Here is a 23848-nt window from a genome sequence, read left to right on the forward strand (position 1 = left end):
CGCACGGAGGCTTCCATAGGGTCAACACGCACGGGTGCCGACCGCCGAACCCGATCCCCTGCGCTTCGCCCCTGTGGGCGGCATCCTCCCTGTCGAGAGGCGGGTATCCAGGTGGGATTTCTCCGCTTGCGTTCCGGGCGTATGCCCAGACGGTCATGCTAACGATACCAGAGAGGATACCCCCGCGCCAGGTCAGGGGCCATTGCATGCCTCACGCTCACGGACGAGGCCGTGGCGCGTCGGCAATCACCATGGCCTCAGGCGAGGATGGGCGCGATCTCGACGCGATCAGCCGAGGCGATGAGGCGGCGGTTTGCCCCGACGTGCGACAACGCCTGAGTCAGGCTCTGCTTCATTGCCGAGGCATTGGCCGCCCCCTTGAAACAGGATCGTTCCACGGACACGATGACGCGCGTCAGACCATCGCCCGCGTAGGTGATGGACAGGTCGGTGATGGCGGAGCAGGCGGCGCTTACTTCGGCGAGCAGCAGCTCGCGCAAGGCCACATCGCGCCAAGCAGGCAACCACTGATCGCCCTGGGCGAGGGCGGCGACGGCGGGGCGCGGCAGCAGCACCGCGTCGGTGCCCGGGTTGACGACGACGCGCCCGCCCGTCTCAATCAGGGCGGTGAGTCCAATCGTGCGGAAGTCCAGGGCCATCGGTCGATCACCGGGGCGGTGAGCAGACAGGGCCTCGGCCGACGAGTAGATGGCGAGTGCGTCCCCGGCCGGGGTCTGGGCCCGCACAAAGTCAATCGGGTTATGCCCGTTTTCGCCGGCATGAACGCCCGTCACGCGCGGGTCGGGTTCGACGTCGATGGGCACGATAACCCGTTCGAACACGAGAGCATCGACGAGGGCTTCGAGGCGGGCGGCACCCGCGTCACTCCCCTCCCCCAGCGCCAGCGCGCGCATCGTGCGCGGCAGGCCCTGGCCAACATCGCCGCGGTCGTGGCTCATCATCGACAGGCGCTGAGCCAGCCGATTCTTCTGCTCCTCGGAGAGATTGGGCATTCCAGCGGCCATCAATCCTCCTCGCATCCGGCAACGGCCAGCGCGTCCGCCAGGGTGAATGCCCCCTGATAGAGTGCTTTTCCGACGATGGCTCCCTCGATACCGAGGGAGCGCAGTGCCTCGATATCGGCCAGCGAGTTGACGCCGCCCGACGCGATGATGCGCGCGTCAGTCGAGTCTGCGACGCGCTCCAGCAGCTCGCGGTTCGAGCCGGTCATCTGCCCGTCCCGCGTCACGTCGGTGACGACCACGCGGGCTACCCCGGCCTCGTTCAAAACGCGCAGTACCTCCCAGACGTCACCCCCCTCGCCGCATCCGCCGCGCGCGGCCAAGCGATCCCCGCGCACGTCCAAGCACACAGCGACGCGCTCACCGAAGGAATCGACGGCCTCACAGACGTCATCGATGCGCGCAAGCGCCTGCGTGGCCACGTTGACGCGCTCAGGTCCCATCGCCAATCCGGCCTCAATGGCCGCGCGGCTCGTGATGCCACCCGACAGCTCGACGTGCACGGGCGTCTCTCGAATAACTCGGGCCAGCAACTCAGAGTTCTCGCCGCGACCAAACGCCAGATCCAGGTCCACGAGGTGCACCCAGCGCGCCCCAGCCTCGTCGAAGGAACGAGCGACATCAATCGGACTACCCCAGCTCCCGGCATCGACCGACCCGGAGGACAGACGCACCGCCTGCCCTCCCGTTACGTCGATTGCGGGCAGCAGTTCGAGGACGCTCATGACTGCTTGCGGCGGAACCAGCCGAGCGGGCCGCCGCCCTTGCGAGAACCGTCGGCGCCCACTGAATCCGAATAGTCACTGGGCGTCGTGCGCCCCAGCAGCAGATCCTCCGTGGCCGGGGGCATCGCACCCAACAGGAGGCCAGCGGGGATCGCCTCCTCCGGCTCACCACCCACGTAACGCTGGGCGGAAATACGACCCGAGACGCCCGGCTCCACGCCATCGCCCTCGACGAGCCAGCTCATGAGAGCAACCGCCCCATACTTCGACAGATTCGACACGGCGCGCGCCACACGGTCTACCACATCCGGCATCGGGCGCTGGCCGGTGAGCAGAGCATCCAGCTCCTCCTCGTCCGTCGGCGTCGTCTCAACACGTAACCACACGGCAGTCCACGGCTTGAGACGCACAATGGACTCTCGGACGCCCGACAGCGCCAGCAGCGAATGCAGGGCCTCCGGGTACGCGATCGGTGCCAGCACCAGCGCGACCGACAGACGGCCACCCTCCAAGTGCAGCGACTCGTCGACGGGAGTATCGTCCGGGTCACGCGTCGGCTGAGACGACGCCTCTGTCCCTGTCTCCCCCAGCGATGCGACCAGCGACTGGAACTCCGCATCGATATCGTCGTTGTGAGCGCTCACCGCTCCTCCTTATTGTGTGTCTTTGCCACCAAGGATACTGTTCATACACGCCCTCGCGCGTCATGCGCTCTCCACCAGCGAAAGGACCCCGCCATGACCATCCCCACGATCCCTGTACGCGGAGAGATTAAACTCGGCCAATTCGTCAAGCTCGCCTCCCTCGCGGAAGACGGTGCGCAGGCCCGCGAACTCATCCAGGGCGGCGACGTGACCGTCAACGGCGAGGTAGAGACACGCCGGGGCCACCACCTGAGCGCGGGCGATCTCGTCGAGGTCGACGCCCCCTGGGGACGGGCCGCCGCAATCGTCGGGACCGCCTCCTAAGCATCCCCGTCAACGACGCGAGCCGGGTCCACCGGCCCGCGTCGCGTCATCTTAGGACGAGGTCACGACGCCGCCCGCGCCGACCACGGCCTTGATATGGCTGAAGAAGGCGCTGGTCTGCTCCACGCGCAGCTTCGGATCCAGCTCGACAACCGTCGTGCGCCCCGGCTCCGTCAGGTGCAGGCGCACCGGGGAGCCACCCGGATAGGACTCGAGGACGCCTCGCAGATCGGTGAGAAGCTCGGGCGTGCACCGGGCAGCCGGCAGGCGCAGGTCGAGCGGCAGGTCCGCCCCGCCCGACAGATCCAGGAGAGTCATCGACTGACCGTAGATCGTCATACCCTCCTCGCGGACGTTCACCTTTCCTTCAATCTGGACGATGATGTCCTGAGCGAGGTAGGTCTGAATCGACTCGTACGAGCGCGGGAAGAAGAGAACGTCCACCGAGCCCGACAGATCCTCGATGGTTGCAATCGCCCACGCATTTCCCTGCTTCGTCACCTTCGTCGTCACGCCGGAGACCAGGCCCGCGATCTTGACGATACGGTCCGCCATCGCACCCTCCGAGCCCACAACCTGCGCGATCTCATAGTCCTGGTGGCGAGCCAACGCCGCCTCGACGCCGCGCAGCGGGTGGTCGGAGACGTACAGGCCCAGCATCTCGCGCTCGGCGGCCAGCTTCGTCTTGCGATCAAACTCAGGCAGGTCCGGGATGTCAATCGTCAAGCCGGAACCCGAGTCATCGTCCTCACCCAGCGCGCCGAACAGATCGAACTGCCCGATGGCCTCGTTGCGCTTGACGTCGATGATCGCGTCCACTGCCTCGTCGCAGCGCGCAAGGAGAGCGCGGCGCGTGTGCCCCATCGAGTCGAAGGCACCGGCGCGGATCAGGGACTGGATCGTGCGCTTGTTGCACACCACCTGCGGGACCTTGTCCAGGAAATCCTGGAACGAGGAGAAACGCCCCTTCTGCGCGCGAGTCTCCACGATTGCGTCAACGACCGGCCCACCAACGTTCTGGATGGCGTTCAAGCCGAAGCGGATCGCCTCACCGTCAGGCGCGAAGTTACCCATCGACGCGTTCACGTCCGGGGGCAGGACCGTGATGTCCATGTGGCGGCACTCGGCCAGATAGAGCGCACGGCGGTCCTTGTTGTCCTTCGTCGAGGTCAGCAGGGCGGCCATGTACTCGGTCGGGTAGTTCGCCTTGAGGAAGGCCGTCCAGTAGGAGACGAGGCCGTAGGCCGCCGAGTGGGCCTTGTTGAAGGCGTACGCGGAGAAGGGGACAACGACGTCCCACAGGGCCTTGATCGACTCCTCGGAATAGCCGTTGTCCACCATGCCCTGGCGGAAGCCCTTGAACTGCTGGTCCAGGACCTCCTTCTTCTTCTTACCCATCGCCTTACGCAGAATGTCTGCCTGACCCAGCGAGTAGCCAGCCAGCTTCTGGGCGATCTGCATGACCTGCTCCTGATACACGATCAGACCGAAGGTCGTACCCAGGATGTCCTTAAGCGGTTCTTCCAGCTCCGGGTGGATGGGAGTAATCTCCTGACGCCCGTTCTTACGCAGCGCGTAGTTCGTGTGCGAGTTCGCGCCCATCGGACCCGGACGATACAAGGCACCGACGGCCGAGATATCTTCGAAGTTGTCGGGCTTCATGAGCTTGAGGAGGTCGCGCATGCCGCCACCATCCAGCTGGAACACGCCGAGGGTCTCGCCTCGTCCCAGTAGCTCATACGTCTTCTTATCGTCGAAGGCCAGGTGATCGAGGTCCGGGTCTGGCTTGCCGTTGAGCGCGATGTTCTCAAGGGCGTCGGACACGACCGTGAGGTTACGCAGACCCAAGAAGTCCATCTTCAGCAGGCCGAGCGTCTCGCACGTCGGGTAGTCAAACTGAGTGATGATCGCGCCGTCCTGCGGGCGCTTCATGATCGGGATGATGTCCGTGAGCGTGTGGGAGCTCATGATGACCGCGCACGCGTGCACGCCCCACTGACGCGTCAGCCCCTCCAGGCCGAGCGCGTACTGGACGACCTCGTGCGTGTCGGGGTTCTCCTCGTAGAACTTACGGAACTCCGAGGCCTCGGCGTAGCGCTTGTCCTTCTCATCGAAGATGCCGTGGACCGTGATGTCTTTGCCCATAATGGCCGGGGGCAGGGCTTTGGTGAGCTGCTCGCCGACCTTGAAGTCCTTGCCGAGAATGCGCGCAGAGTCCTTCAGGGCCTGCTTGGTTTTAATCGTGCCGTAGGTGACAACCTGGCTGATGCGGTCCTCACCGTACTTGCGCTTCACGTAGGCGATGACCTCGTCGCGCCTACGTTCGTCGAAGTCGACGTCAAAGTCAGGCATGGAGATTCGCTCGGGGTTGAGGAATCGTTCGAAGATCAGACCGTGATCGAGGGGGTTCAACTCGGTGATCTTCATGGCGTAGGCGACCATCGATCCGGCACCCGAACCACGACCGGGCCCCACGCGGATGCCCTGCGACTTCGCCCAGTTGATGTAGTCGGCGACGGTCAGGAAGTAGCCGGGGAAACCCATCGAAATGATGACGTCTTCCTCGTACTGGGCCTGCTTGCGCACGGCGTCAGGGATGCCGTTCGGGAAGCGATCACGCAGGCCTCGTTCGACCTCCTTGATGAACCACGAGGTCTTGTCTTCGCCCTCGGGCACCGGGAAGTCGGGCATGTAGTTCGCGCCCTCCTTCGTGGTCGTAAAGTGCACGTCGCAGCGCTCGGCGATCTCGAGGGTCGAGTCGCAGGCGCTGGGCAGCTCACTCCACAGCGAACGCATCTCATCCGAGGAACGGATGTAGTAGCCATCACCGTCGAACTTGAATCGGTCTGGGTCGTTAATGCGCGAACCGGAGTTGATGCACAGGAGCGCATCCTGGATCTTGCGGTCGTCGCGCTTGACGTAGTGCGCGTCGTTGGTGGCCACGAGGGGCGCATTCATAAGCTTGGCGATCTCGAGGACCTGCTGGTGGGTGCGTCGCTCGATATCGATGCCGTGGTCCATGACCTCGACGTAGAAGTTTTCCGCCCCGAAAATGTCGCGCAGCTCCGCGGCCTCAGCCACGGCCTCGTCCCACTGCCCCAGGCGCAGGCGCGTCTGCACGGCACCCGACGGGCAGCCCGTGAACACGATGAGGCCCTCGTGGAACTGGGCGAGCAGTTCCTTGTCGGCGCGCGGCCACTTGCCGAACTGGCCGTCCGTCGAGGCGTAGGACCCCAGGCGGAAGAGATTATGCATGCCCGTCGTGTTGTAGGCGATGAGAGTCAGGTGGTTGTAGGAACCGCCGGCGCTCACGTCGTCGGCGCGCTGCCACGGCTCACCCCACAGGACCTTCTGACGATCAAAGCGCGACGTGCCAGGGGTCACGTACGCCTCAAGCCCGATGATCGGCTTGACACCGGCGTTCTTGCAGTTCGTGTAGAAGTCGTAGGCACCGAACAGGTATCCGTGATCGGTCAGGCCAATCGCGGGTTGCCCGAGGCGTGCCGCTTCCTCCGCCATTGCTTTCGTCTTCGCCGCTCCATCCAGCATCGAATACTCGGAGTGGTTGTGAAGGTGCACGAAGGAATCAGCCATGCGTCGATTCTACTGGCCGTGGCGCGCGCGGGGCCGTGCAACGCACGAGTGCACGCGGTCGTTCATCTCACGGCCCACTCATCGACGAGGCCGTGGCTGGGATGTACTGTCACCTCCGTCTTAGGCGCCAGGGTGACGCAGCCTGTCGAGGGCCACCTCCAGGTCGGCCGGATAGGGGCTGGACACACTCATCGGCATGCCCGTTCGCGGGTGAGCGAAGCCGAGACGAACGGCGTGCAGCCACTGTCGGGTGAGTCCCAGGCGCTCCGCCTGAGTGGGGTCTGCGCCATAGAACGTATCGCCCACGCAGGGGTGACCGACGGCGGCCATATGCACGCGGATCTGGTGGGTACGTCCCGTCTCCAGGTGTACCTCCGTGAGTTGTGCCCCCGCCATGAGTTCCAGGGTGTCGTAGTGGGTGACGGCTCGCTTGCCGCCGTCAATGACGGCCATACGCCATTCACGGGAAGGGTGGCGACCGATCGGAGCGTCGATCGTGCCCGAGGCCGGGTCGAGGTGACCGGCGACGACGGCGTGGTACACCTTCTCGATGGTGCGCTCCTTGAAGGCCCGCTTCATGACCGTGTAGGCCAGCTCTGACTTGGCAACCATCATCGCCCCCGAGGTCCCCACGTCGAGGCGGTGGACGATACCCTGTCGCTCAGGCGGGCCATAGCTGGTGATGCGGTAACCCGCTGCCTCCAAATTCCCCAGGACCGTGGGCCCCTCCCATCCGGGACCGGTGTGTGCGGCGACGCCCACGGGCTTGTCGACGACGACAATGTCCTCATCGTCGTACAGGATTCCCATGTCAGTCACGGGCGTCGGCTTACTCTCAGGCTCGGGGATCGTCACCTCGATAATGTCGAAAGCGCCCAGTCGATCCGATTTCCCGGCAGTCACGCCATTAATCAGGACATATCCATCCCCCGCCAGCTCCGCACAGCGCGAGCGTGACAGGCCGAGCATGCGGGCCAGGGCGGCATCCACACGCTCGCCCACCAGGGCATCGGGCACGGGAAGCATCCGAGAACTCACTTGCTCCCTTCCTCTCGGGGTTCACGCGACAGAGCCAGCGCCAGCCACGCTGCACCGAGCACAATCCAGATATCCGCAACATTTCCAACGAACCAGGTGCCGTAGGCGATGAAGTCGGTGACGTGCCCGACGCCAAACCCAGGCTCACCGGTCAGCCGATCAATCAGGTTGCCGACCGCGCCGCCCATGAGCAAGCCAATGGCCAGCAGCGTTGACGACCTACGCACGCGGATTGCCAACGCACCGAGGAAGCCCATGATGAGGAGCGTAAAGACGGTCAACAGCCACGTGCTGTTGGCGCCTAAGGAAAAAGCGGCACCTGAATTGTGCACGAGCCTCAGCGAGAGCAACTCACCCAGGATCGGCCGGTCACTGCCATCCCCGAGGGCGACGCGCGCCCATGCCTTCGATGCCTGGTCGGAGACAATCGCGACGGCCAGGAGAACTAACGCCCAGATCCACGTCGTGCGTGAGATAAACGAACGAGTTGAGTCAGCCATGGTTCCCTATCTTAAAGGACCGGCGGCGGCACACCGTAGGGTGCACCGCCGCCAGGAAAGAGGTATGCGATCAGTTCTCGTTGTTGCCGACCTCGTTGAGGAGGGACTCGAGGTGGTTGCGCAGGTTCGAGCGGTACTCGGACTCGAAAGTACGCAGGCCGTTGATCTTGTTCTCGAGCAGCTCACGCTCCTGCTCGAGCTGCTTGAGGACGTTGTCCTTCTGCTTCTGAGCATCGGCGATGATCGACTCGCGCTCGGCCTTGGCCTCGGCGATGATCTTCGCGCTCTGCTCCTCGCCATCGCGCACGTACTCGTCGTGGACGCGCTGGGCGAGGGCCAGCATGGAAGTGGCGGACTCGGGATCCTGCGGCCCGGTGAAGGTCGGCATCACGGGGGCGGGCGTCTCGACAACCGCGGGAGCTGGGGTCTCGACAGGGGTGAAATCGCCGTTGGAGAGCTCAGCGACGCGGCGCTCAGCGGCCTCCAGCTTTTCCTTGAGTTCCTGGTTTTCCATCTGCAGGGAGTAGATGGTGGAGACTACCTCGTCAAGGAACTCATCGACCTCGTCCTGGTCGTATCCCTCGCGGAACTTGACGTACTGGAACTTCTTGTTGAGGACATCCTCAGTAGTGAGCAGGGCCATTGCTTCGCCTCTCGGTCGTTTCGATTGACAAGCGGAAAACCGCATGCCTGGACGACCGGGAAGGCCGCCCGCTATCACGTCACAAAAATAATAACTGATATGGTCACACGAACAACATTCATCACGGCCCGAGTGTCGCATATGTGCGACCTCTCATGCCCGAATTTAATACCTATTGGCTAATGAAGTAGAGAGTGTTCGCAAACCGTTGTGCAACATATAGGATGAGGAACAACACCATAAAACCGACATCGATTGCCATTCCTCCACCGAGTCGCAGAGGCGGAATGAAGCGATCGAACCAGCGGATCGGCGGGTCGGTGAGCGCATACAGAAGGTTCGCCACGACCAGAACGATTCCGCGGGGACGCCATCCGCGCGCACAAAACGGGACCAAGTCCAGAATCACGCGCGCGAACAGCACCATCATGTAGAGGTTGATAAGGACACTGAGGCCCCACCCAACCCAGGATAGAACGATCACCGGCGAACTCAGCCCTGGTTGTAGAGGGACCCGCGGCGAGCCGAGGACGAGCTGTCACCGGCCACCTCGACCGAGGCCGGGGACAGCAGGAATACACGAGCCGTCACGCGCTCGATGACACCGTGCAGACCGAAGGTCAGGCCGGCGGCGAAGTCCACGAGGCGACGAGCTTCCTCCTCGCCCATGTCGGTGAGGTTGATGATGACCGGCGTGCCATCTCGGAAAGCCTCGCCGATGGTGACGGCGTCAGAGTAAGCGGTGGGGTGGATCGTCACGATACGTGTGAGATCCTCGGCGGGCTCCTCGCGTCGGATGGCAGTCAGCGTCGGGCGGGAGACGGGGGTGATATCGGCCACGGGGGCTACCTCTTCCACTTCGTCGACCTCGTCGAAGTCCTCGAACTGGTCAAACTGGTCGATGGGTTCATTGACCGAGTACCAGCCCATGAACTTGCGTGCTCGTGCACCGAACGAATTACTCATCATTCCTCCTTCTGCCGATGCATAGCCACAAGCTACAGGCGCTTGACGGTTACGTCGCGCAGGGCACCCGGCGCGTCGCGAGGAGTGACACACACAGAACCCGGTCACACCCGCTGACGAGGCGAGGCAGTGGAGTCTGTGCGGATCACGCACCCTCGATGCGCGTACCGCATCAGTTAGACGGGAATGATGATCAGCGCTTGACGACCACACCCAGAATCGGCTCGGTACGAGAAAAGATCGGAGTCTTCGAGCGTGCAGCGGGGGTCCGTCAGGACACGCACCCCCAGCTCCCTCAGCTGGGTGCTAGCTGCCGCCGGGAGGTCAAGGGAGGGAGTTCCCCACGAGGTGTGCGCCCTGATCCCCGGCATGTCGGCCTCGCTCTCGCTCGCCATGTGTTCCGGCACCTCGTAGCAGCGTCCGCAGATAGCCGGACCGATGAGAGCGAGGATTGCCTCATCCGTCAGTGAACGAATCTGCTCGACAGCAGCGGTCAGGATCCCCCCGAGCAGGCCGCGCCTGCCCGCGTGAACAGCCGCGACGACTTCACCGCGTGCTGCGGAGAGGACAACGGGCAGACAATCAGCTGTCTGGACGGCAAGAGCGGGTGCACTTCGCCAGCCACGAGCATCGATCACGACACCGTCAGCCTCGACGGGACCCCATTCTCCCGGCGCGGGACGAGCAAGAGCCGTTCCAGCACTGGCCAACATCGGTACTCTGTCTGCATGCACGATGGTCTCGACCCGGGTCGAATGCGTCTGATTCATCCAGACAATGTCCCGTCCCAATCGGCGCGCCATAGCTTCCCGGCGCGCCCGGACCAGCGCCGGATCGTCGCCCACGTGCAGGCCCACATTGCCTGCAAGTGCGCCGGTGCTCGGGTCCACCTCGGTGAGGTGGACCCGAGCACCGGCAAGAAACTGCATCGCCATCAGCGCAGGAAGGGAGGAATATCCAGCTCTTCCTTCTCCGGCGCCTCGGGGTAGACGCGAGGCACCTCGAAGGAACGATCAGACTCGTTCTCCTCGTACTCGACGGCGGCCAGAGGCTCAACCACAGCCGAAGCGGACTCGCGCACGGGCGCAGCCACATCCAGGCGATGCTGCGGGCGACGAGTCGACAGCTGCGTGATGCGAGAGGTCTCGGGAGCCGGAGCCTTCGCCCCGGGGGCGGCAGAACGCTTCTGAGCGACGGAGGCAGACACCCGAGAAACAGCAGGAAGCGCCGGGGGAACCTCCGCGACATCGTCGAAGCCAGCCGCAATGACCGTGACACGAATCTCGTCGCCGAGGGTATCGTCGACGACCACGCCGAAGATGATGTTCGCCTCCGGGTGAACGGCTTCGCGCACCAGCTGCGAGGACGCGAAGACCTCCTGCAGGCTAACGTCAGAACCACCCTGGAAGAACATGAGCACGCCGTGGGCGCCGTCAATCGATGCCTCAAGCAGCGGGGAGGAGATGGCGCTCTCAACAGCGCGCAGCGCACGATCCTCGCCCGTAGCCGCGCCGATACCCATGAGCGCCGAACCGGCGTCCTTCATGACAGACTTGACGTCGTTGAAGTCGACGTTGATGAGGCCCGGGGTGGTGATCAGCTCGGTGATGCCCTGGACGCCCGAGAGCAGGACCTGGTCGGCAGCGCGGAATGCATCGAGCACGGAGATGGAGACGTCCGAGATCTCCAGGAGACGGTCGTTCGGAATGACGATCAGGGTGTCAACCTCTTCGCGCAGCGTGGTCACACCGCCTTCGGCCTGCGCCGCGCGGCGGTTACCCTCGAAGGAGAAGGGACGAGTCACAACTCCCACGGTCAGCGCGCCGGCCTCGCGAGCCACGCGGGCGACCACGGGAGCAGCACCCGTCCCGGTGCCGCCGCCTTCGCCAGCGGTCACGAAGACCATGTCCGCGCCTTCAAGCGCGGCGGCAATCTCGTCAATGTGATCCTCGGCGGCCTTGCGACCGACGGCAGGATCCGCGCCGGCACCCAGGCCGTGCGTCAGTTCGCGGCCGATGTCAAGCTTCGTTTCGGCATCGGACATGAGCAGAGCCTGCGCGTCAGTATTGACCGCGATGAACTCAACGCCCTTGAGGCCGACCTCGATCATTCGGTTCACGGCGTTAACTCCGCCGCCGCCGACGCCGACGACCTTGATCACTGCCAGGTGGTTTTGCGGTGTCGCCATGGATGTCTCCCTTGCATCAGACCCTCAACCTTTAGTTGAAGGTTGATGTTTAATGTGCTTCGTGTCGGAAAGAAATTAGGGGTCCGCGCGCAATCCTTCAAGCCAACACGCGGACAATGGATAAGACCTAACTGGTCACAGGATGATTGGGCGCCGATACGTCGTAGGTCGTCGCCTTCACATTCGCGAGCAAAGTGGCGAGAACCCGAGCCTTTTGGGGCGCATCTCCGCTGGTTCCCCACTTGACAGTCTGCCCTCCACGCAGGGTGAAATTCACCTGCGTTCCGGTCGAGGTAATCGCGGAAACCTGCGAACGCGTCGACTGGTCTAACGCACCCAACATGGAAGCCACATCAGAGGCTCCCGCGGCGCGATCCCCCGAGAGGGTGACAAGCGGATATCCGCCAACACTGCTCACTCGTTCAAAGCGCACACCCTGATCGTCGACCAGCCAGTAGGTTCCTTCGGCAGCCTCAACCGCGATGCCCGCACGCATCGTCACGGACACCTTGAGGCTCGTCGGCCACCGACGAGACACCGACGCCGACTTGACGGCCACGTTCTCCTGAACCGCACGCGAGACCGCCTGCGTGTCCAGGCGCGTGAGCGGCACACCCTCGAAAGGGGATACTGACGAACGCACCGAGTCGACGGTCACAAGCGTTCCGTCCTCGCCCGTCACCTGAATATTCCCGGTCGACAAGGCAAACAGCGGCGAGAAGAACGCCAGCCATCCCACGCCAACCACGAGCGCAACCGTCACCACGGACACCGCGATACGGCGCAGTAACAGCATGCGCCGCGCGCGCGTGCGCTCGCGCAGCCGATCCCCCAGGTCCGTCGCTTCCTCGCTGCCCAGCAGCGTGGCCGCGTCGGCCGCCGCAACGGGAGTCGCGAGCACACCGCGCGTCGTGCGGCGTTCGACGGCGCGCGAGTGTCGTTCCTCGCCCTGCTCGCGGGCGGCGCGCTCAGCACGCGCACGGGCTCGACGCTCGCGCGCCTCCTCCCGGGAACTCTTCTCGCCTCCGCGCTCACGAGTCCTGCGCTGAGCAAAACCTTCCCGAGCGCTACGTTGGGTTCCCTCACGAGGGTTGTGCTCCTCGCTGCCCTTCCCCGGGCGCACCCGACGCGGCGAGGCCGGGGTGGCCTCGCCGACATCGGGTTCGTCGCCCGCGGCGTCGGTGACGGCGGAGGGCTGCTCGCGCCTGCCCCCCGGTCGCCTCGGGGAGGGAGGCCTCATACCTCCATCCGCTTCCACTCGTCAAGAACGTCAGTGCCGCAGCGAGTGATTGACCCCGCGCCCATCGTCACACACACGCCGCCCTCGGGCGTCAAGGACGCTGCAAGGCGCGCCGCCTCGTGCATGTCCTCAACGTAGGCAGCACCGGGCACGCGAGAGGAGATCAACGTCGAATCGACGCCGGGTTCCGGATCCTCGCGGGCACCATAGATCCCCGCGAGTACAACGTGGTCTGCGCCGGACAGTGCGGCGGCGAAACGCTCCGCAAAAATACGCGTGCGCGAGTAGAGATGCGGCTGGAAGACAACCGTGACCGCTCCCCCGTCCGCGACGACGCGAGCCTCACGGATCGCTGCCTCCACCTCGGTCGGGTGATGCGCGTAGTCATCGAAGAGACGGCGGGTGCCCACCTGGCCGCGGGCCTCAAACCGGCGAGCCGCGCCCGTGAACTGACCCAGTCCGTCGGCGACGGCCTGCGGATCCAGGCCACACTCGATACCAGCCACCCACGCGCCCGCAGCGTTGAGCACGTTATGCTCGCCCGGCACGCCCATGACCAGCTCGGCGCTGCGGTCCCCCCACGCCAGCGAAGCGGAGGCACCACGAGCTTCGACACGTACGTCGGAGATCACGACATCGGGCGTGTGCAGCGCACGACCAGCACGTCCGTAAGTCACGACGCGCAGGCCCTCGGCCCGCGCCGCGGACGCCAAGCGCACCGCGCCCTCGTCCTCCGCGCAGGTCACCAGGAGGCCCCCGGGCACCATGCGGCGAGCGAACTCGACGAAAATCTGCTCAAACTCCTCGCGCGAGTGGTAGCGATCCAGATGATCGGGCTCCACGTTTGTCACGATCTCGATGGACGGAGAATAGTTCAGGAACGAGCCATCCGACTCATCGGCCTCGGCGACGAACACGTCACCCGCACCCAGGTGCGCACCCGTCCCCAGCTGCGGCAAAACGCCGCCCACCGCCACGGACGGATCCAGCCCGCACGCCGCCAGTGCAATCGCCAGCATGCCCGACGTCGACGTCTTGCCGTGCGCGCCCGCCACGCCGACGAAACGCATGCCCGACGCGGCCAGCGCCAGTGCCTGCGAGCGGTGGATAACCCGCTGTCCGCGTTCACGCGCGATTGCCAGTTCCGGGTTACTCTCGCGGATCGCCGTGGACACCACGACGACGGCTGTCGGGTCCACGTGGGAGGCATCATGACCGACGTAGACTCGCACGCCTACCGAACGCAGATGATCGAGGACAGCGGAATCCTCACGATCCGACCCCTCAACCGTCGCGCCACGCGAGGCCAACAGCTCCGCGACGACGCTCATTCCCGCGCCGCCGATACCAATCAGATGGAAACGATCCCGCAGCGTCGGCTCACTCATGGCCGTCCTCCTTCACCTGTGCCAATGCCAGATCCGCCAGCGCGCGAGCCGCGCCCGCACGCCCCAGCGACTGCGAGGCAGCCGCCATCTCCGCCAGACGCGTCGACCCCAGCAGCGGGAAGACGTTGCTGCGCACAAAGTCGGCGGTGAAATCCTTGTCATCGATGAGCTGCGCGCCACCCGCCTCAACGTGGTCCTTAGCGTTGAGGCGCTGCTCACCGTTACCAATCGGCAGCGGCACGTAGATGCACGGAAGCCCCAGGGCCTCCATCTCGGCGACCGTGCCCGCGCCCGAACGGCACACGACCAGGTCCGCCACCGCCAGCGCGTCCTCCATCGTCGTCAGGTAATCAATGACGTGCCAGCGATCCGAAACACCGGCGGCCTCAACGGCGGCGCGTACCGGCTCGTCCTTGCCGCGACCCGTCAGGTGCACGACCTGCGCGCCTTCGGGCAGCGCATCCGCGCCGCCCGTCATCGACTCGTTCACGTGGAGCGCCCCCAGCGATCCACCGGTCACAAGCAGGGTCGGAGCCTCGGGATCAACCCCCAGGCGTTCGGCGGCCTCGCGGCGCGCCTGCGCAGCCCCTTCGGAGGTTGCGCGACGGTTCGCCAGATCAGCGATGGCAGAACGCAGCGGCAAGCCGGTCACAACCGTCTCACCCACGCGAGCAGCCAGCGGCGACGAGGGGAACGTCAGAGCGACGACCCGCGCGTTGCGCGCACCCACCTTATTCGCCAGGCCCGGACGCGCGTTCTGCTCGTGGATGACGATCGGAACGCCAGCGCGCTTCGCAGCGATATAGGCGGGGGTCGACACGTAGCCGCCAAAGCCCACCAGCACGTCCGCGCCCTCAAGCGCCTGCTCACAGCGCGTGACCGCATCCGAGAAGCGAGAGGGCAACGTGAAGAAAGCCAGCGAGGGGCGACGCGGGAGCGGTACGCGCGGGATCTCCACAAGCGGGAACCCTGCGGCCGGAACCAGGTCCGCCTCCAGGCCCGCCTTCGTGCCCAGCACAACCACCTCGGCGCCACTGTCGCGCAGCTGCGCGGCCGTCGCCAAAAGAGGATTCACGTGGCCGGCGGTTCCGCCGCCAGCCATCACAACCTTGACCATAAGCGTCTCCTTAACGCAAGCGTGAGCTGAAAGTTTATCGAGCGGAGCGCCTGCGGGGTGCCACCCGCGGGTCGCGACCAGCCGAGGCCTCGTCCGGCCTCCCAATCATCCACATCCCCGCGCGCGCACGCGCAAAGGACGCCACGACCGCCACTGAGGTGATCGTGAACAGGAAAGACGAGCCGCCGTAAGACACGAGCGGCAGGGGCACGCCGATGACCGGACCCACGCCCGTCACCGACAAGACATTAATAACGGTCTGCACGCCAATCCACGTGCCGACACCAGAGGCCGCAATCACCACGAAAAGATCCTCGGCCTCGCGCGCCACGCGGAACATACCCCACACGAGCAGCGCCAAACACAGCAGCACCGCGAACGTGCCGAGCAGGCCGAACTCCTCGCCAACGATCGCGAAAATGAAGTCCGTGTGCGCCGCCTGCAGGTAGTTCCACTTCTCACGCGATGCACCCGGCCCAAGGCCCGTCAGGCCACCCGAACCCAGCGCCCACAGCGAGTGGTCGATCTGCTCGGGCGCGGACTCGTCCGGCCCCTTCGACGTACCCGGCAGCACCGCGAGGACGCGACGAATACGCGTCGGATTCGACAACACGAGCAGAACCAGAGTCGGAATCGCCAGCATCAGGAGGACACCAAACCAACGCTTGGGAAGGCCCGCGACCCACACGGCCCCCAGCGCACCCATGGCGACAACCATCGCCGTGCCCATGTCGCGACCCAGCATGACCGCGCCCAGCGCAACGAGAATGGGCAGTACAACCGCGATACTCATTGCCTTCACATCCGAGCGCTTCGACGCGGACTTCGCGACAATCCACGCGAGGAAAACGACGAGCGCCAGTTTCAGCAGCTCTGACGGCTGAGCCATGATCGGCCCCATCTTCACCCAGTTCGCGTTGCCGCCCTCCGAGCGCCCGAGCGGAGTAATAACGAGGCTCTGAAAAACAAGCGCAAACAGAAACAACGGGGCGGCCATGGTCATCAGCGCGCGCTGCGGAATCAGCTGAACAATCGCCGCAATCACAAGCGATGACACAATGATAAGGAGCGGACGCGCGTACGCCGTATACGGGTTCTCCCCCTCGGCGATCGACGTCACCGTCTGCGCGGAAAAGCCCATGACGAGACCGAAAAACGAGAGCATCAGAGCCGGAATGATGACCAGAAAATAAGTCATCACCGGATTCGCCTGGTGCTCCTGCCCCGACCCGAAACGGATTCGGGGAACGTTCACCGTCGGAATGTGCCAGCCGCGCTTATTCGTCGCCACCCGCGCTCCCCCACTGGGCCGCCAGGCGCCGCACCGCGTCGGCGAAGACGTCGCCGCGCTGACCATAGTTGTCGAACTGATCCCACGACGCGCAGGCCGGGGCGAGCACCACGGTGTCACCCGGACGTGACAGAGCCACGGCCTCGTTGACGACGGAGAACATCCAATCCTCGTGGCCGTCCACCTCGACGAAAGGAACGTCGGGGGCGCAGGCCGCCAGCTCCTTGACGAGCACGCTGCGATCCGCGCCGATCACAACCACGCCACGCAGGGTCGGCTCGACCTGGCTAATGAGTTCCGCGAAATCCTGCCCCTTCGGGTCGCCGCCGACGATCCAGATGGCGCTGCGCGGGGGCAGCCCGGCCAGCGAGGCACGGGCAGCATGGGCATTCGTTGCCTTCGAGTCGTCGATCCACGTCAGGTCTGCAGCGCGCGCGACTACGGCTCGGCGGTGACCGGCGGGGCGGAAGGCTCGCAAGCCCGCCTCCACGGCCTCGGGTTCAACGCCGTAGGCCCGCGCCAGGGCCGCTGCAGCCAGCGCGTCCGAGAGAACTGCGGGCGAAGGATGGTCTCCGTATGCCCCCGCCAGGTCGGAAATATGGGCCAGAGCGATCGCGTGACGGTGACGGTCGTCGACGAACGCGCGATCCACCAGCAGGCCTTCAACGATGCCAAACTGCGAGACAGTCGGGGCACCGAGCGTCAGGCCAATCGCCCGAGCCCCCTCCACGACGTCCGCGTTCTCCACCATGGCCTCAACCGTGCGATCCGCAGCGGGGTACACGCAGGCGCGCACCGTGTTCTCGTACACGCGCGCCTTGTCGGCCGCATACGCCTCGACGCTGCCGTGCCAATCGAGGTGATCGGCGTCCACGTTCAGGCAGATGGAAGCAAGCGGGCGCACCGTGTAGGCGGTATGCAGCTGGAAGCTCGACAGCTCAACGGCGAATACCTCGGCGTCGGAGTCAATCGCGCGCGTGATCGGGGTGCCGATATTGCCGACTTCCTCGGCCTTGACGCCCGATGCGCGCAGGATCTCCCCCAGCATGCCAACCGTCGTCGTCTTGCCGTTCGTGCCCGTCACAGTCAACCACGGGCGACCGGCGTGAGGCCCCTCCTCCTGGAGACGCCAGGCCAACTCCACCTCGCCCCACAGGTCGATTCCCGCCTGCGCGCAGGCCTCGAACACGGGGTGATGCGCGGGGATACCGGGGGAAACGACGACGAGGTCGGGGCGTGCCTCCAGCACCGCGCGTGCCAAGGCGTCTGCGTCCTCCTCAACGTGGACGCAAACGTCCGCGACCTCGTCGAAAAACAGCGTCGCGGCGGGGCCAGCCGCAAAAGCGCTCACGCACCAGTCGCGGGACAGAAGAGCGCCCGCGGCACCCTGGCCGGACTTACCCCAGCCGATAACAGCAGCACTGCGGCTCATCGAGCAGACACCCACTCGGCGTAGAAGATACCCGCGCCGGTGACAGCGATAATCGCGGCGATCAGCCAGAAGCGGATGACGATGGTGACTTCCTTCCAGCCCATAAGCTCGAAGTGGTGGTGCAAGGGTGCCATGCGGAAGACCCGCTTACCCGTCGCTTTGAAGACGCTGATCTGAATGACGTCGGACAGAACGACTGCCACGAACAGACCACCGACGACGATGGCAAGAAGCTGCGTCTGGGTGAGGATCGACAGGCCGGCCACGGCACCACCGAGGGCCAGGGAACCCGTGTCGCCCATAAAGATCTGCGCGGGGGACGCGTTCCACCACAGGAAGCCGGCGAGCGCACCGATGAGAGCGGCGCAGAAGATCGCCAGGTCCAGCGGGTCACGCGTCGAATAGCAGGCCGCACGGTTCACGTCCGGCTGCGTGCACGCCTGAATACGCTGGAAGTAGGCGATGAAGGTGTAGGCACCAAAGACAAAGATCGACACACCCGCCGCCAGGCCGTCCAGGCCGTCCGTCAGGTTGGTGGCGTTCGACCAGGCCGTGACGATGAGGTTCGTCCAGATGAGGTAGAGGATGACACCGATGACCATGCCGGCGAATCCGAGAGTCAGCGGCGTCGGACGGGCGAAGGAAATCTCCAGCGTGCCCGCGAGTTCACCGAACTCGTTAGGCCGGATCAGAGTGCCACCCGCGAACAGGGAGGCGACGGCGACCTGGCCGACAATCTTGCCCGAGGGGTGCAAGCCCAGCGAGCGCTGACGCATGATCTTGATGCCGTCATCAAGGAGACCAATGGTTCCCAGGCCCACAAAGAGGAAGGCCAGCAGGATGCCCGACCACGAGGGGCCAGCACCTGCGAAGAGCGCACCGATCAGCCAGGCGACCACGGTCGCCAGGATGATCACAACGCCGCCCATCGTCGGCGTTCCACGCTTCGTCAGGTGCTGCGTCGGCCCATCCTGGCGGATGAATTGGCCGTAGTGATGCAGCACCAGGAAACGGATGAGCAGCGGTGTGCCCATCACAGACAGCGCCATCGCGATGATGAACGCAGCGATAAGACCAATCACCGGGTCATTCCCTTCTCCCGCAGGATGTCAGCCACCTGCCATGAATATGAACCAAAAGAACCCTTCACCAGGACGACGGCACCGTCCGCGGCGAATTCCAGAGCCAGGCGGGCTGCGTCGGCAGGATCTTCCGCAACCACACGGTTGGTCACCGCGCTGGCTCCCTCCAGATAGTAGTGCGCGTCGGCACCCAGGCCAATAAGCGTCTCTACGCCCGCCTCGGCAACCATCGCGCCAACCTGCTCATGCAGAGGTTGAGAGTCCTCCCCCAGCTCGAGCATCTCCCCCAGGACCGCGATCTTCCGGGACTCAGCGCCGATCGATGCGAGCGCGGCGATCCCCGCGCGCATCGAGTCGAGGTTCGCGTTGTAGGAGTCGTCGATGAGAGTGAGCTCGCAGCCATCCACGACGAGCTCATGCACATCCATGCGGTGGGGACTCAGGGCGCGGGCGTTCGAGAGCACCTTGGCGACGGTCGCCAGGTCCACGCCCAGGGTAAGGGCACCCGCGGCGGCCGCCAACGCATTGGCCACGTGGTGGCGGCCAACAATTGCCAGCGAAACCTCGGCACTGCCCTCAGGTGTCACCAGAGTGAAGGACGCACGATCCGCGCGGTCCATGTGCACGTCGCACGCGCGCACGTCCGCGCGCTCGTTGCCCGAAGCAGAGAAGCGAACAATCGTGCCAGTCGCCAGAGGCGCCATCGCCTCGACGTTCGGATCGTCGGTGTTAAGAATGACAGGCCCGCCGGGGCGGGTGCCCTTGATGAGTTCGGCCTTCGCGGCAGCAACGCCCTCGAAACCGCCGAAGCCACCCACGTGAGCATGGCCCACACACAACTCAATGGCCACGTCCGGGGAAACAATATCCGTCAGGTACGCGATATGGCCGGGACCCGACGCACCCATCTCCAGGACCAAGTGTCGCGTCGTCTCGTCAGCCTGCAGGACAGTCAGGGGCAGCCCGACCTCATTGTTGAACGACAGCTTGGGAGCCACCGTCGGCCCGTCAGCGCTCATGATCTGGAAGAGCAAGTCCTTCGTGGTCGTCTTGCCCACGGACCCCGTCATCGCGATGACGTCCAGCGCCCCAGTGGATCGCAGCGCCTCGACGTGCGCGCGAGCAAGGGCACCCAGCGCCTCAGTCGAATCCTCGACGACGATCTGTGCCACAGCCTCGTCAACCTCATGCTCGACGATGACGGCGACCGCTCCGCGCTCCACGGCACCGGCCACGAAGGCGTGCCCGTCGGCGCTCTCACCGCGACGCGCGACGTACAGCGACCCCGCCTGCGCCTCTCGGGAATCGGTCACCACGCTTCCGGTGACGCCCACGTCGTTTCCCACGAGGCGACCAGAAACCGCCTCAGCAATCCACTGCGCTGATGTCCGCATGCTTCTTCTCCTTCAGGCTCACGGAGTCGTCGGGTACAGGGTAGCCGACCCAGACGAGGCCGGAATACCCAAGTTACCAACGGCAGAACGTGCTATGTCACCGAACAGAGGCGCCGACGACTCAGACGACACCGACGCCACCCTCGGATTATAGAGGACCACGGCAATGGCCAGACGCGGAGCATCAACCGGGACGATGCCGGCCGTCGTCGACACAAGGCCTGACAAACCGTCGATAATGGTCTCCGCGGTACCCGTCTTCACGGCGACGCGATACCCCGGAACCTTCGAGGCGGCTGCGGTACCCAAGTCATCTTCGACGACGGACTCCATCATGGTCAGCAGCTGCGAGGCAGTCGTCGCCTCCAGGACCTGCACCGGCTGGGTCCCCTCAGGAACCTCGACCGTGCCATCCGCGTTCGTCCACGACTTCACGATGTGCGGCATGATACGCACGCCACCGTTCGCGATCGTCGCGAGCGCCGACGCCTCCTGAACCGCCGTAATCGCGTACGCCTGACCGAACATCGTCACGTAACGATCACGGCCCTTCCAGTCGTCGGAGCTGCGCAGCAGGCCAGCCGACTCACCGGGCAGCTCGATACCCGTCTCCTGGCCAAAGCCAAAGGCACGCATCATCGAATAGCGCTGATCATCCGTCATCGTCTGACCAATCAGCACGGTACCCGTGTTCGACGACTCGGCCAGCACGCCCGTCGCCGTCAGCGACTCACCACCATGCTGATGGAAGTCCGTGATCGGGCCGCCCGCGTCCGGCAGATTCAGCGAGTAGGGAACCTGGAACACGCTGGTCGGCGTAATCGTCCCCTGGTTCAGGGCAGCACCCACGGTAATGAGCTTTCCCACCGAACCCGGCTCAAAGGTGTCCTGCACGGCATGCACCTTCTGCGGGTGAGCATTGTCCGGCTCCTTCGAGTTCGAGTCGGCTATTACCAGAATATGGCCCGTCGCAACGTCCTCGATAACGACCGTTCCCCAGTCCGCCTGGTGCTTCGCGACACGCGCGTCCAACAGGTCCTGAACCTGATGCTGCAGATCAGCGTGGATCGTCAGCTCCACCGATCCGCCGTTCTTCGGCTCGACCGTAGTGCGCTTGCCGCCCGGCATGACCGCGCCGTTGGGAGCGATCTCGAAGGCCTGCGCGCCCGGCGTGCCCGTCAGCAGCTGGTCAAACTGAGCTTCCATACCCGATGACCCCTGCCCCTCGGCATTCACCGTACCAATAACGGGGGCCGCAACGTTCCCATTCGGATACTCACGCTCAAAGACCGACTCCCACTCGATCCCGTAAATGTCGAGCTTGCGGATCTCTCGGTAGGTCACCGCGTCAACATTGCGCTTGATGTACTCGTAGGTTGACTCCCCCAGCATCATGCCGCCCAGTTCCGCCTCATCCACGCCCAGGAGAGGGGCGAGCTGGTGGGCGGCCTCGGCCGGGCCACGACCAACCTCGTTGCCCTCGTCATCGTAGTGAACGTAGGAACGAATGTTCACCTGGTTCACCGCAATGTCGTAGGTCTGGATCGAGTTCGCCAGCACGACGCCCGTCGCGTCCGTGATCGACCCGCGCGCTGCGGCAACAGCGGTCGACGACGTGCGCACGCGCTGCCCCTGGGCGGCCAACACCGGCCCTTCAATGATCTGGAGCTGCACTAAACGCACGCCGCATAGACACATCGCGCCGATCAGGATCACGAGGATCCAGCGCGAGCGCGATATAACGCTATCCATAGGCACTGGGGTCTGTCTTACTTCGCGGGGGTCCCGCCTTCAACGGTTCCCGTCTCAAGCGTGATGAAGCCCGAGGCACCCGCAGGCACCATACCGTTCGCCTTCGCCGCCTTCTCGAGTTCCGTCGGCGAGGCCTTACGGTCCAGCTCGGCACGCATCGTCCAGGCCTGAGCCTCCAGCTCATTGAGCTGAAGCTGCTGCTCGCGAATCGCGAAGGATGTCTGAGCCATACGCGTGTTCAGGACCATCGACGCCAGCACGGAGGCCAGCGCGACGGCCACCAGCAGCATGAGGATGGCCACGACTGATCGACGCGGGCGAGTCCCCTCGACGACGTGAAATTCGCGGACCTCCTCACGGCGCAACTCCGGACGTGCCGCGGGGCGGGCTTTGGCGGTTGCTGCACTCATGAGAGATCCTTCCAGTCGCGGATGAGTTGAGCTCCGCGCAGTCGCACGGAAGCAGATCGTGGGTTGTGGTCTTGTTCAGCTCGGTCGGCTCTTCCTGCGCCCTTGGTGAGAAGCCGCAGGCTGGGAGCCATGTCGTCGGGAATAATCGGCAGCCCGGGAGGGGCGGCACTGCTGGATCCGCGCCGCAGCACATCCTTGACTATTCGATCTTCCAAGCTCTGGTAGGACTCGACGACCAGTCGTCCTCCCACTCGCAAGCTCGCCAGGGCTTTGGGCAGCGCCCGCTCCAAGATCGTAAGCTCGTCGTTCACTGCCACGCGCAGCGCCTGGAACGTGCGCTTGGCGGGGTTACCGCCCGTGCGCCTGGCCGGCGCGGGAATGGCCTCACGAATAATGTCGACGAGTTCTCCGGTGCGCCTGATCGGCGCTTCGTCCCGACGCCGGATGACCAGTCGCGCGATGCGCGGTGCGAACTTCTCCTCGCCGTAGGTGCGCAAAATACGGATCAGTTCACCTTCCGAGGCCGTGGCCAGCAGGTCCGCTGCGCTGGGTCCGCTCGTGGCGTCCATCCGCATGTCAAGCGGCGCATCCTTGGAATAGGCGAAGCCACGCTCGGCCTCGTCCAGCTGCAGGGACGAGACGCCCAGATCCATGAGGACACCATCCACCCGCGCTCCCACGCCACACTGGCGCGCCACGGCCTCGTCAATGCAGTCGTAGGTCGTGTGCACCGCGCGGAAGCGATCCCCGAAGCGCTCGAGGCGGGCCGAGGCCAGGTCAATAGCCTGCGGGTCTCGGTCAATGCCGATGACGGTCAGTTCGGGGAATCTTTCGAGCGCGCCCTCCGTGTGCCCGCCCATGCCCAGGGTGGCGTCGACCAGGACCGCTCCGGGTCCCTCAATCGCGGGGGCCAGCATGTCGAGGCACTCGGCGAGAAGGACCGGGACGTGACGCTCGGCGGCAGGGCGACCGAGATCGGAGCGGCGCGACGAATCGCGCACCGTCTCAGGTGCATCAGTCATGTCGCGCCTCCTTCCACGCTCACTCGTGTTCGATCCGTCCACCCAGGTCCCCCACCGTGCTCCGCCATCGGGGAAG

22 protein-coding genes are annotated in these 23848 nt (G+C 64.9%); 1 reads left to right on the forward strand and 21 read right to left on the reverse strand.

Features of this window, described 5'->3' with window-relative positions:
- Positions 1-257: 257 nt before the first annotated feature.
- From O3932_RS03610 to O3932_RS03620, 3 genes are read right to left on the reverse strand one after another with little or no spacing between them, the layout of a single operon-like run.
- A complete protein-coding gene (locus tag O3932_RS03610) occupies positions 258-1025 on the reverse strand; it encodes an SseB family protein (protein ID WP_314736263.1) in 768 nt (255 codons plus the stop codon).
- Entirely contained in the window at positions 1025-1747 is a 723-nt protein-coding gene (locus tag O3932_RS03615) for a HisA/HisF-related TIM barrel protein (protein ID WP_371536308.1), read from the reverse strand. Before O3932_RS03615 ends, O3932_RS03610 begins: the two co-directional genes overlap by 1 nt.
- Entirely contained in the window at positions 1744-2391 is a 648-nt protein-coding gene (locus O3932_RS03620) for a hypothetical protein (protein ID WP_296504023.1), read from the reverse strand. The genes O3932_RS03615 and O3932_RS03620 overlap by 4 nt, the downstream gene beginning before the upstream one ends.
- 93 nt (positions 2392-2484) lie before the next feature.
- Here O3932_RS03620 and O3932_RS03625 point away from each other — a divergent pair, with 93 nt between their 5' ends.
- On the forward strand, positions 2485-2715 hold the full coding sequence (locus O3932_RS03625; protein WP_291449975.1) for an RNA-binding S4 domain-containing protein: 231 nt from the start codon (positions 2485-2487) through the stop codon (positions 2713-2715).
- A gap of 51 nt (positions 2716-2766) precedes the next feature.
- Here O3932_RS03625 and dnaE read toward each other — a convergent pair whose 3' ends face one another.
- From dnaE to rsmH, 18 genes are all read right to left on the reverse strand, one after another.
- The gene (gene dnaE / locus O3932_RS03630; RefSeq protein ID WP_009647308.1) at positions 2767-6309 is read right to left on the reverse strand and encodes a DNA polymerase III subunit alpha; all 3543 of its coding nucleotides are present in this window, start codon (positions 6307-6309) and stop codon (positions 2767-2769) included.
- A gap of 120 nt (positions 6310-6429) precedes the next feature.
- Positions 6430-7335 (reverse strand): RluA family pseudouridine synthase, encoded by a 906-nt coding sequence (locus O3932_RS03635; protein WP_296505442.1) that lies wholly within the window; start codon positions 7333-7335, stop codon positions 6430-6432.
- 8 nt (positions 7336-7343) lie between these two features.
- Positions 7344-7847: a signal peptidase II gene (gene lspA, locus O3932_RS03640; RefSeq protein WP_296504016.1), complete on the reverse strand. Its 504-nt coding sequence runs from the start codon at positions 7845-7847 to the stop codon at positions 7344-7346.
- 70 nt (positions 7848-7917) lie between these two features.
- The gene (locus O3932_RS03645; RefSeq protein ID WP_009647307.1) at positions 7918-8490 is read right to left on the reverse strand and encodes a DivIVA domain-containing protein; all 573 of its coding nucleotides are present in this window, start codon (positions 8488-8490) and stop codon (positions 7918-7920) included.
- A gap of 172 nt (positions 8491-8662) precedes the next feature.
- Positions 8663-8974, reverse strand: coding sequence for a YggT family protein (locus tag O3932_RS03650; protein WP_296504012.1), 312 nt, complete (start codon positions 8972-8974; stop codon positions 8663-8665).
- Between the two features lie 8 nt (positions 8975-8982).
- The gene (locus O3932_RS03655; protein WP_296505440.1) at positions 8983-9456 is read right to left on the reverse strand and encodes a cell division protein SepF; all 474 of its coding nucleotides are present in this window, start codon (positions 9454-9456) and stop codon (positions 8983-8985) included.
- A 176-nt stretch (positions 9457-9632) separates the two neighbouring features.
- Positions 9633-10391 carry a polyphenol oxidase family protein gene (locus O3932_RS03660; RefSeq protein ID WP_296504010.1) on the reverse strand — a complete coding sequence of 253 codons (759 nt, stop codon included), beginning with the start codon at positions 10389-10391 and terminating at the stop codon, positions 9633-9635.
- Positions 10391-11644, reverse strand: a complete 1254-nt coding sequence (gene ftsZ / locus O3932_RS03665) for a cell division protein FtsZ (protein WP_009648701.1) — start codon at positions 11642-11644, stop codon at positions 10391-10393. Before ftsZ ends, O3932_RS03660 begins: the two co-directional genes overlap by 1 nt.
- Positions 11645-11771: 127 nt before the next feature.
- Positions 11772-12884: a cell division protein FtsQ/DivIB gene (locus tag O3932_RS03670; RefSeq protein WP_315294503.1), complete on the reverse strand. Its 1113-nt coding sequence runs from the start codon at positions 12882-12884 to the stop codon at positions 11772-11774.
- On the reverse strand, positions 12881-14272 hold the full coding sequence (murC, locus tag O3932_RS03675; protein ID WP_315294501.1) for a UDP-N-acetylmuramate--L-alanine ligase: 1392 nt from the start codon (positions 14270-14272) through the stop codon (positions 12881-12883). Before murC ends, O3932_RS03670 begins: the two co-directional genes overlap by 4 nt.
- Complete coding sequence (murG, locus tag O3932_RS03680) at positions 14265-15389, reverse strand: undecaprenyldiphospho-muramoylpentapeptide beta-N-acetylglucosaminyltransferase (RefSeq protein ID WP_009648714.1); 1125 nt, start codon at positions 15387-15389, stop codon at positions 14265-14267. The genes murC and murG overlap by 8 nt, the downstream gene beginning before the upstream one ends.
- Positions 15390-15423: 34 nt before the next feature.
- Entirely contained in the window at positions 15424-16680 is a 1257-nt protein-coding gene (locus tag O3932_RS03685) for an FtsW/RodA/SpoVE family cell cycle protein (RefSeq protein WP_009648712.1), read from the reverse strand.
- Positions 16667-18112, reverse strand: coding sequence for a UDP-N-acetylmuramoyl-L-alanine--D-glutamate ligase (gene murD / locus O3932_RS03690; RefSeq protein ID WP_371536316.1), 1446 nt, complete (start codon positions 18110-18112; stop codon positions 16667-16669). Before murD ends, O3932_RS03685 begins: the two co-directional genes overlap by 14 nt.
- Positions 18109-19194 carry a phospho-N-acetylmuramoyl-pentapeptide-transferase gene (mraY, locus tag O3932_RS03695; RefSeq protein ID WP_314736271.1) on the reverse strand — a complete coding sequence of 362 codons (1086 nt, stop codon included), beginning with the start codon at positions 19192-19194 and terminating at the stop codon, positions 18109-18111. The genes murD and mraY overlap by 4 nt, the downstream gene beginning before the upstream one ends.
- Positions 19191-20588 (reverse strand): UDP-N-acetylmuramoyl-tripeptide--D-alanyl-D-alanine ligase, encoded by a 1398-nt coding sequence (murF, locus tag O3932_RS03700; RefSeq protein WP_371536319.1) that lies wholly within the window; start codon positions 20586-20588, stop codon positions 19191-19193. The genes mraY and murF overlap by 4 nt, the downstream gene beginning before the upstream one ends.
- An 18-nt stretch (positions 20589-20606) precedes the next feature.
- Entirely contained in the window at positions 20607-22340 is a 1734-nt protein-coding gene (locus tag O3932_RS03705; RefSeq protein ID WP_371536322.1) for a peptidoglycan D,D-transpeptidase FtsI family protein, read from the reverse strand.
- Positions 22341-22357: 17 nt separating this feature from the next.
- Entirely contained in the window at positions 22358-22750 is a 393-nt protein-coding gene (locus O3932_RS03710) for a hypothetical protein (protein ID WP_296503996.1), read from the reverse strand.
- Positions 22747-23772, reverse strand: a complete 1026-nt coding sequence (rsmH, locus tag O3932_RS03715) for a 16S rRNA (cytosine(1402)-N(4))-methyltransferase RsmH (RefSeq protein ID WP_299240824.1) — start codon at positions 23770-23772, stop codon at positions 22747-22749. The genes O3932_RS03710 and rsmH overlap by 4 nt, the downstream gene beginning before the upstream one ends.
- Between the last annotated feature and the right edge of the window lie 76 nt (positions 23773-23848).

Origin of the sequence: Pauljensenia sp. 20925_1_25 (assembly GCF_041433955.1) — a bacterium.
Taxonomy (GTDB): Bacteria; Actinomycetota; Actinomycetes; order Actinomycetales; family Actinomycetaceae; genus Pauljensenia.

Coding starts and splice junctions, on each gene's coding strand:
- O3932_RS03610 (WP_314736263.1), bottom strand. CDS start 1,025: ATGGCCGCTGGAATGCCCAATCTCTCCGAGGAGCAGAAGAATCGGCTG.
- O3932_RS03615 (WP_371536308.1), bottom strand. CDS start 1,747: ATGAGCGTCCTCGAACTGCTGCCCGCAATCGACGTAACGGGAGGGCAG.
- O3932_RS03625 (WP_291449975.1), top strand. CDS start 2,485: ATGACCATCCCCACGATCCCTGTACGCGGAGAGATTAAACTCGGCCAA.
- dnaE (WP_009647308.1), bottom strand. CDS start 6,309: ATGGCTGATTCCTTCGTGCACCTTCACAACCACTCCGAGTATTCGATG.
- O3932_RS03635 (WP_296505442.1), bottom strand. CDS start 7,335: ATGCTTCCCGTGCCCGATGCCCTGGTGGGCGAGCGTGTGGATGCCGCC.
- lspA (WP_296504016.1), bottom strand. CDS start 7,847: ATGGCTGACTCAACTCGTTCGTTTATCTCACGCACGACGTGGATCTGG.
- O3932_RS03645 (WP_009647307.1), bottom strand. CDS start 8,490: ATGGCCCTGCTCACTACTGAGGATGTCCTCAACAAGAAGTTCCAGTAC.
- O3932_RS03655 (WP_296505440.1), bottom strand. CDS start 9,456: ATGAGTAATTCGTTCGGTGCACGAGCACGCAAGTTCATGGGCTGGTAC.
- O3932_RS03660 (WP_296504010.1), bottom strand. CDS start 10,391: ATGGCGATGCAGTTTCTTGCCGGTGCTCGGGTCCACCTCACCGAGGTG.
- ftsZ (WP_009648701.1), bottom strand. CDS start 11,644: ATGGCGACACCGCAAAACCACCTGGCAGTGATCAAGGTCGTCGGCGTC.
- O3932_RS03670 (WP_315294503.1), bottom strand. CDS start 12,884: ATGAGGCCTCCCTCCCCGAGGCGACCGGGGGGCAGGCGCGAGCAGCCC.
- murC (WP_315294501.1), bottom strand. CDS start 14,272: ATGAGTGAGCCGACGCTGCGGGATCGTTTCCATCTGATTGGTATCGGC.
- murG (WP_009648714.1), bottom strand. CDS start 15,389: ATGGTCAAGGTTGTGATGGCTGGCGGCGGAACCGCCGGCCACGTGAAT.
- murD (WP_371536316.1), bottom strand. CDS start 18,112: ATGAGCCGCAGTGCTGCTGTTATCGGCTGGGGTAAGTCCGGCCAGGGT.
- murF (WP_371536319.1), bottom strand. CDS start 20,588: ATGCGGACATCAGCGCAGTGGATTGCTGAGGCGGTTTCTGGTCGCCTC.
- O3932_RS03705 (WP_371536322.1), bottom strand. CDS start 22,340: ATGGATAGCGTTATATCGCGCTCGCGCTGGATCCTCGTGATCCTGATC.
- O3932_RS03710 (WP_296503996.1), bottom strand. CDS start 22,750: ATGAGTGCAGCAACCGCCAAAGCCCGCCCCGCGGCACGTCCGGAGTTG.
- rsmH (WP_299240824.1), bottom strand. CDS start 23,772: ATGACTGATGCACCTGAGACGGTGCGCGATTCGTCGCGCCGCTCCGAT.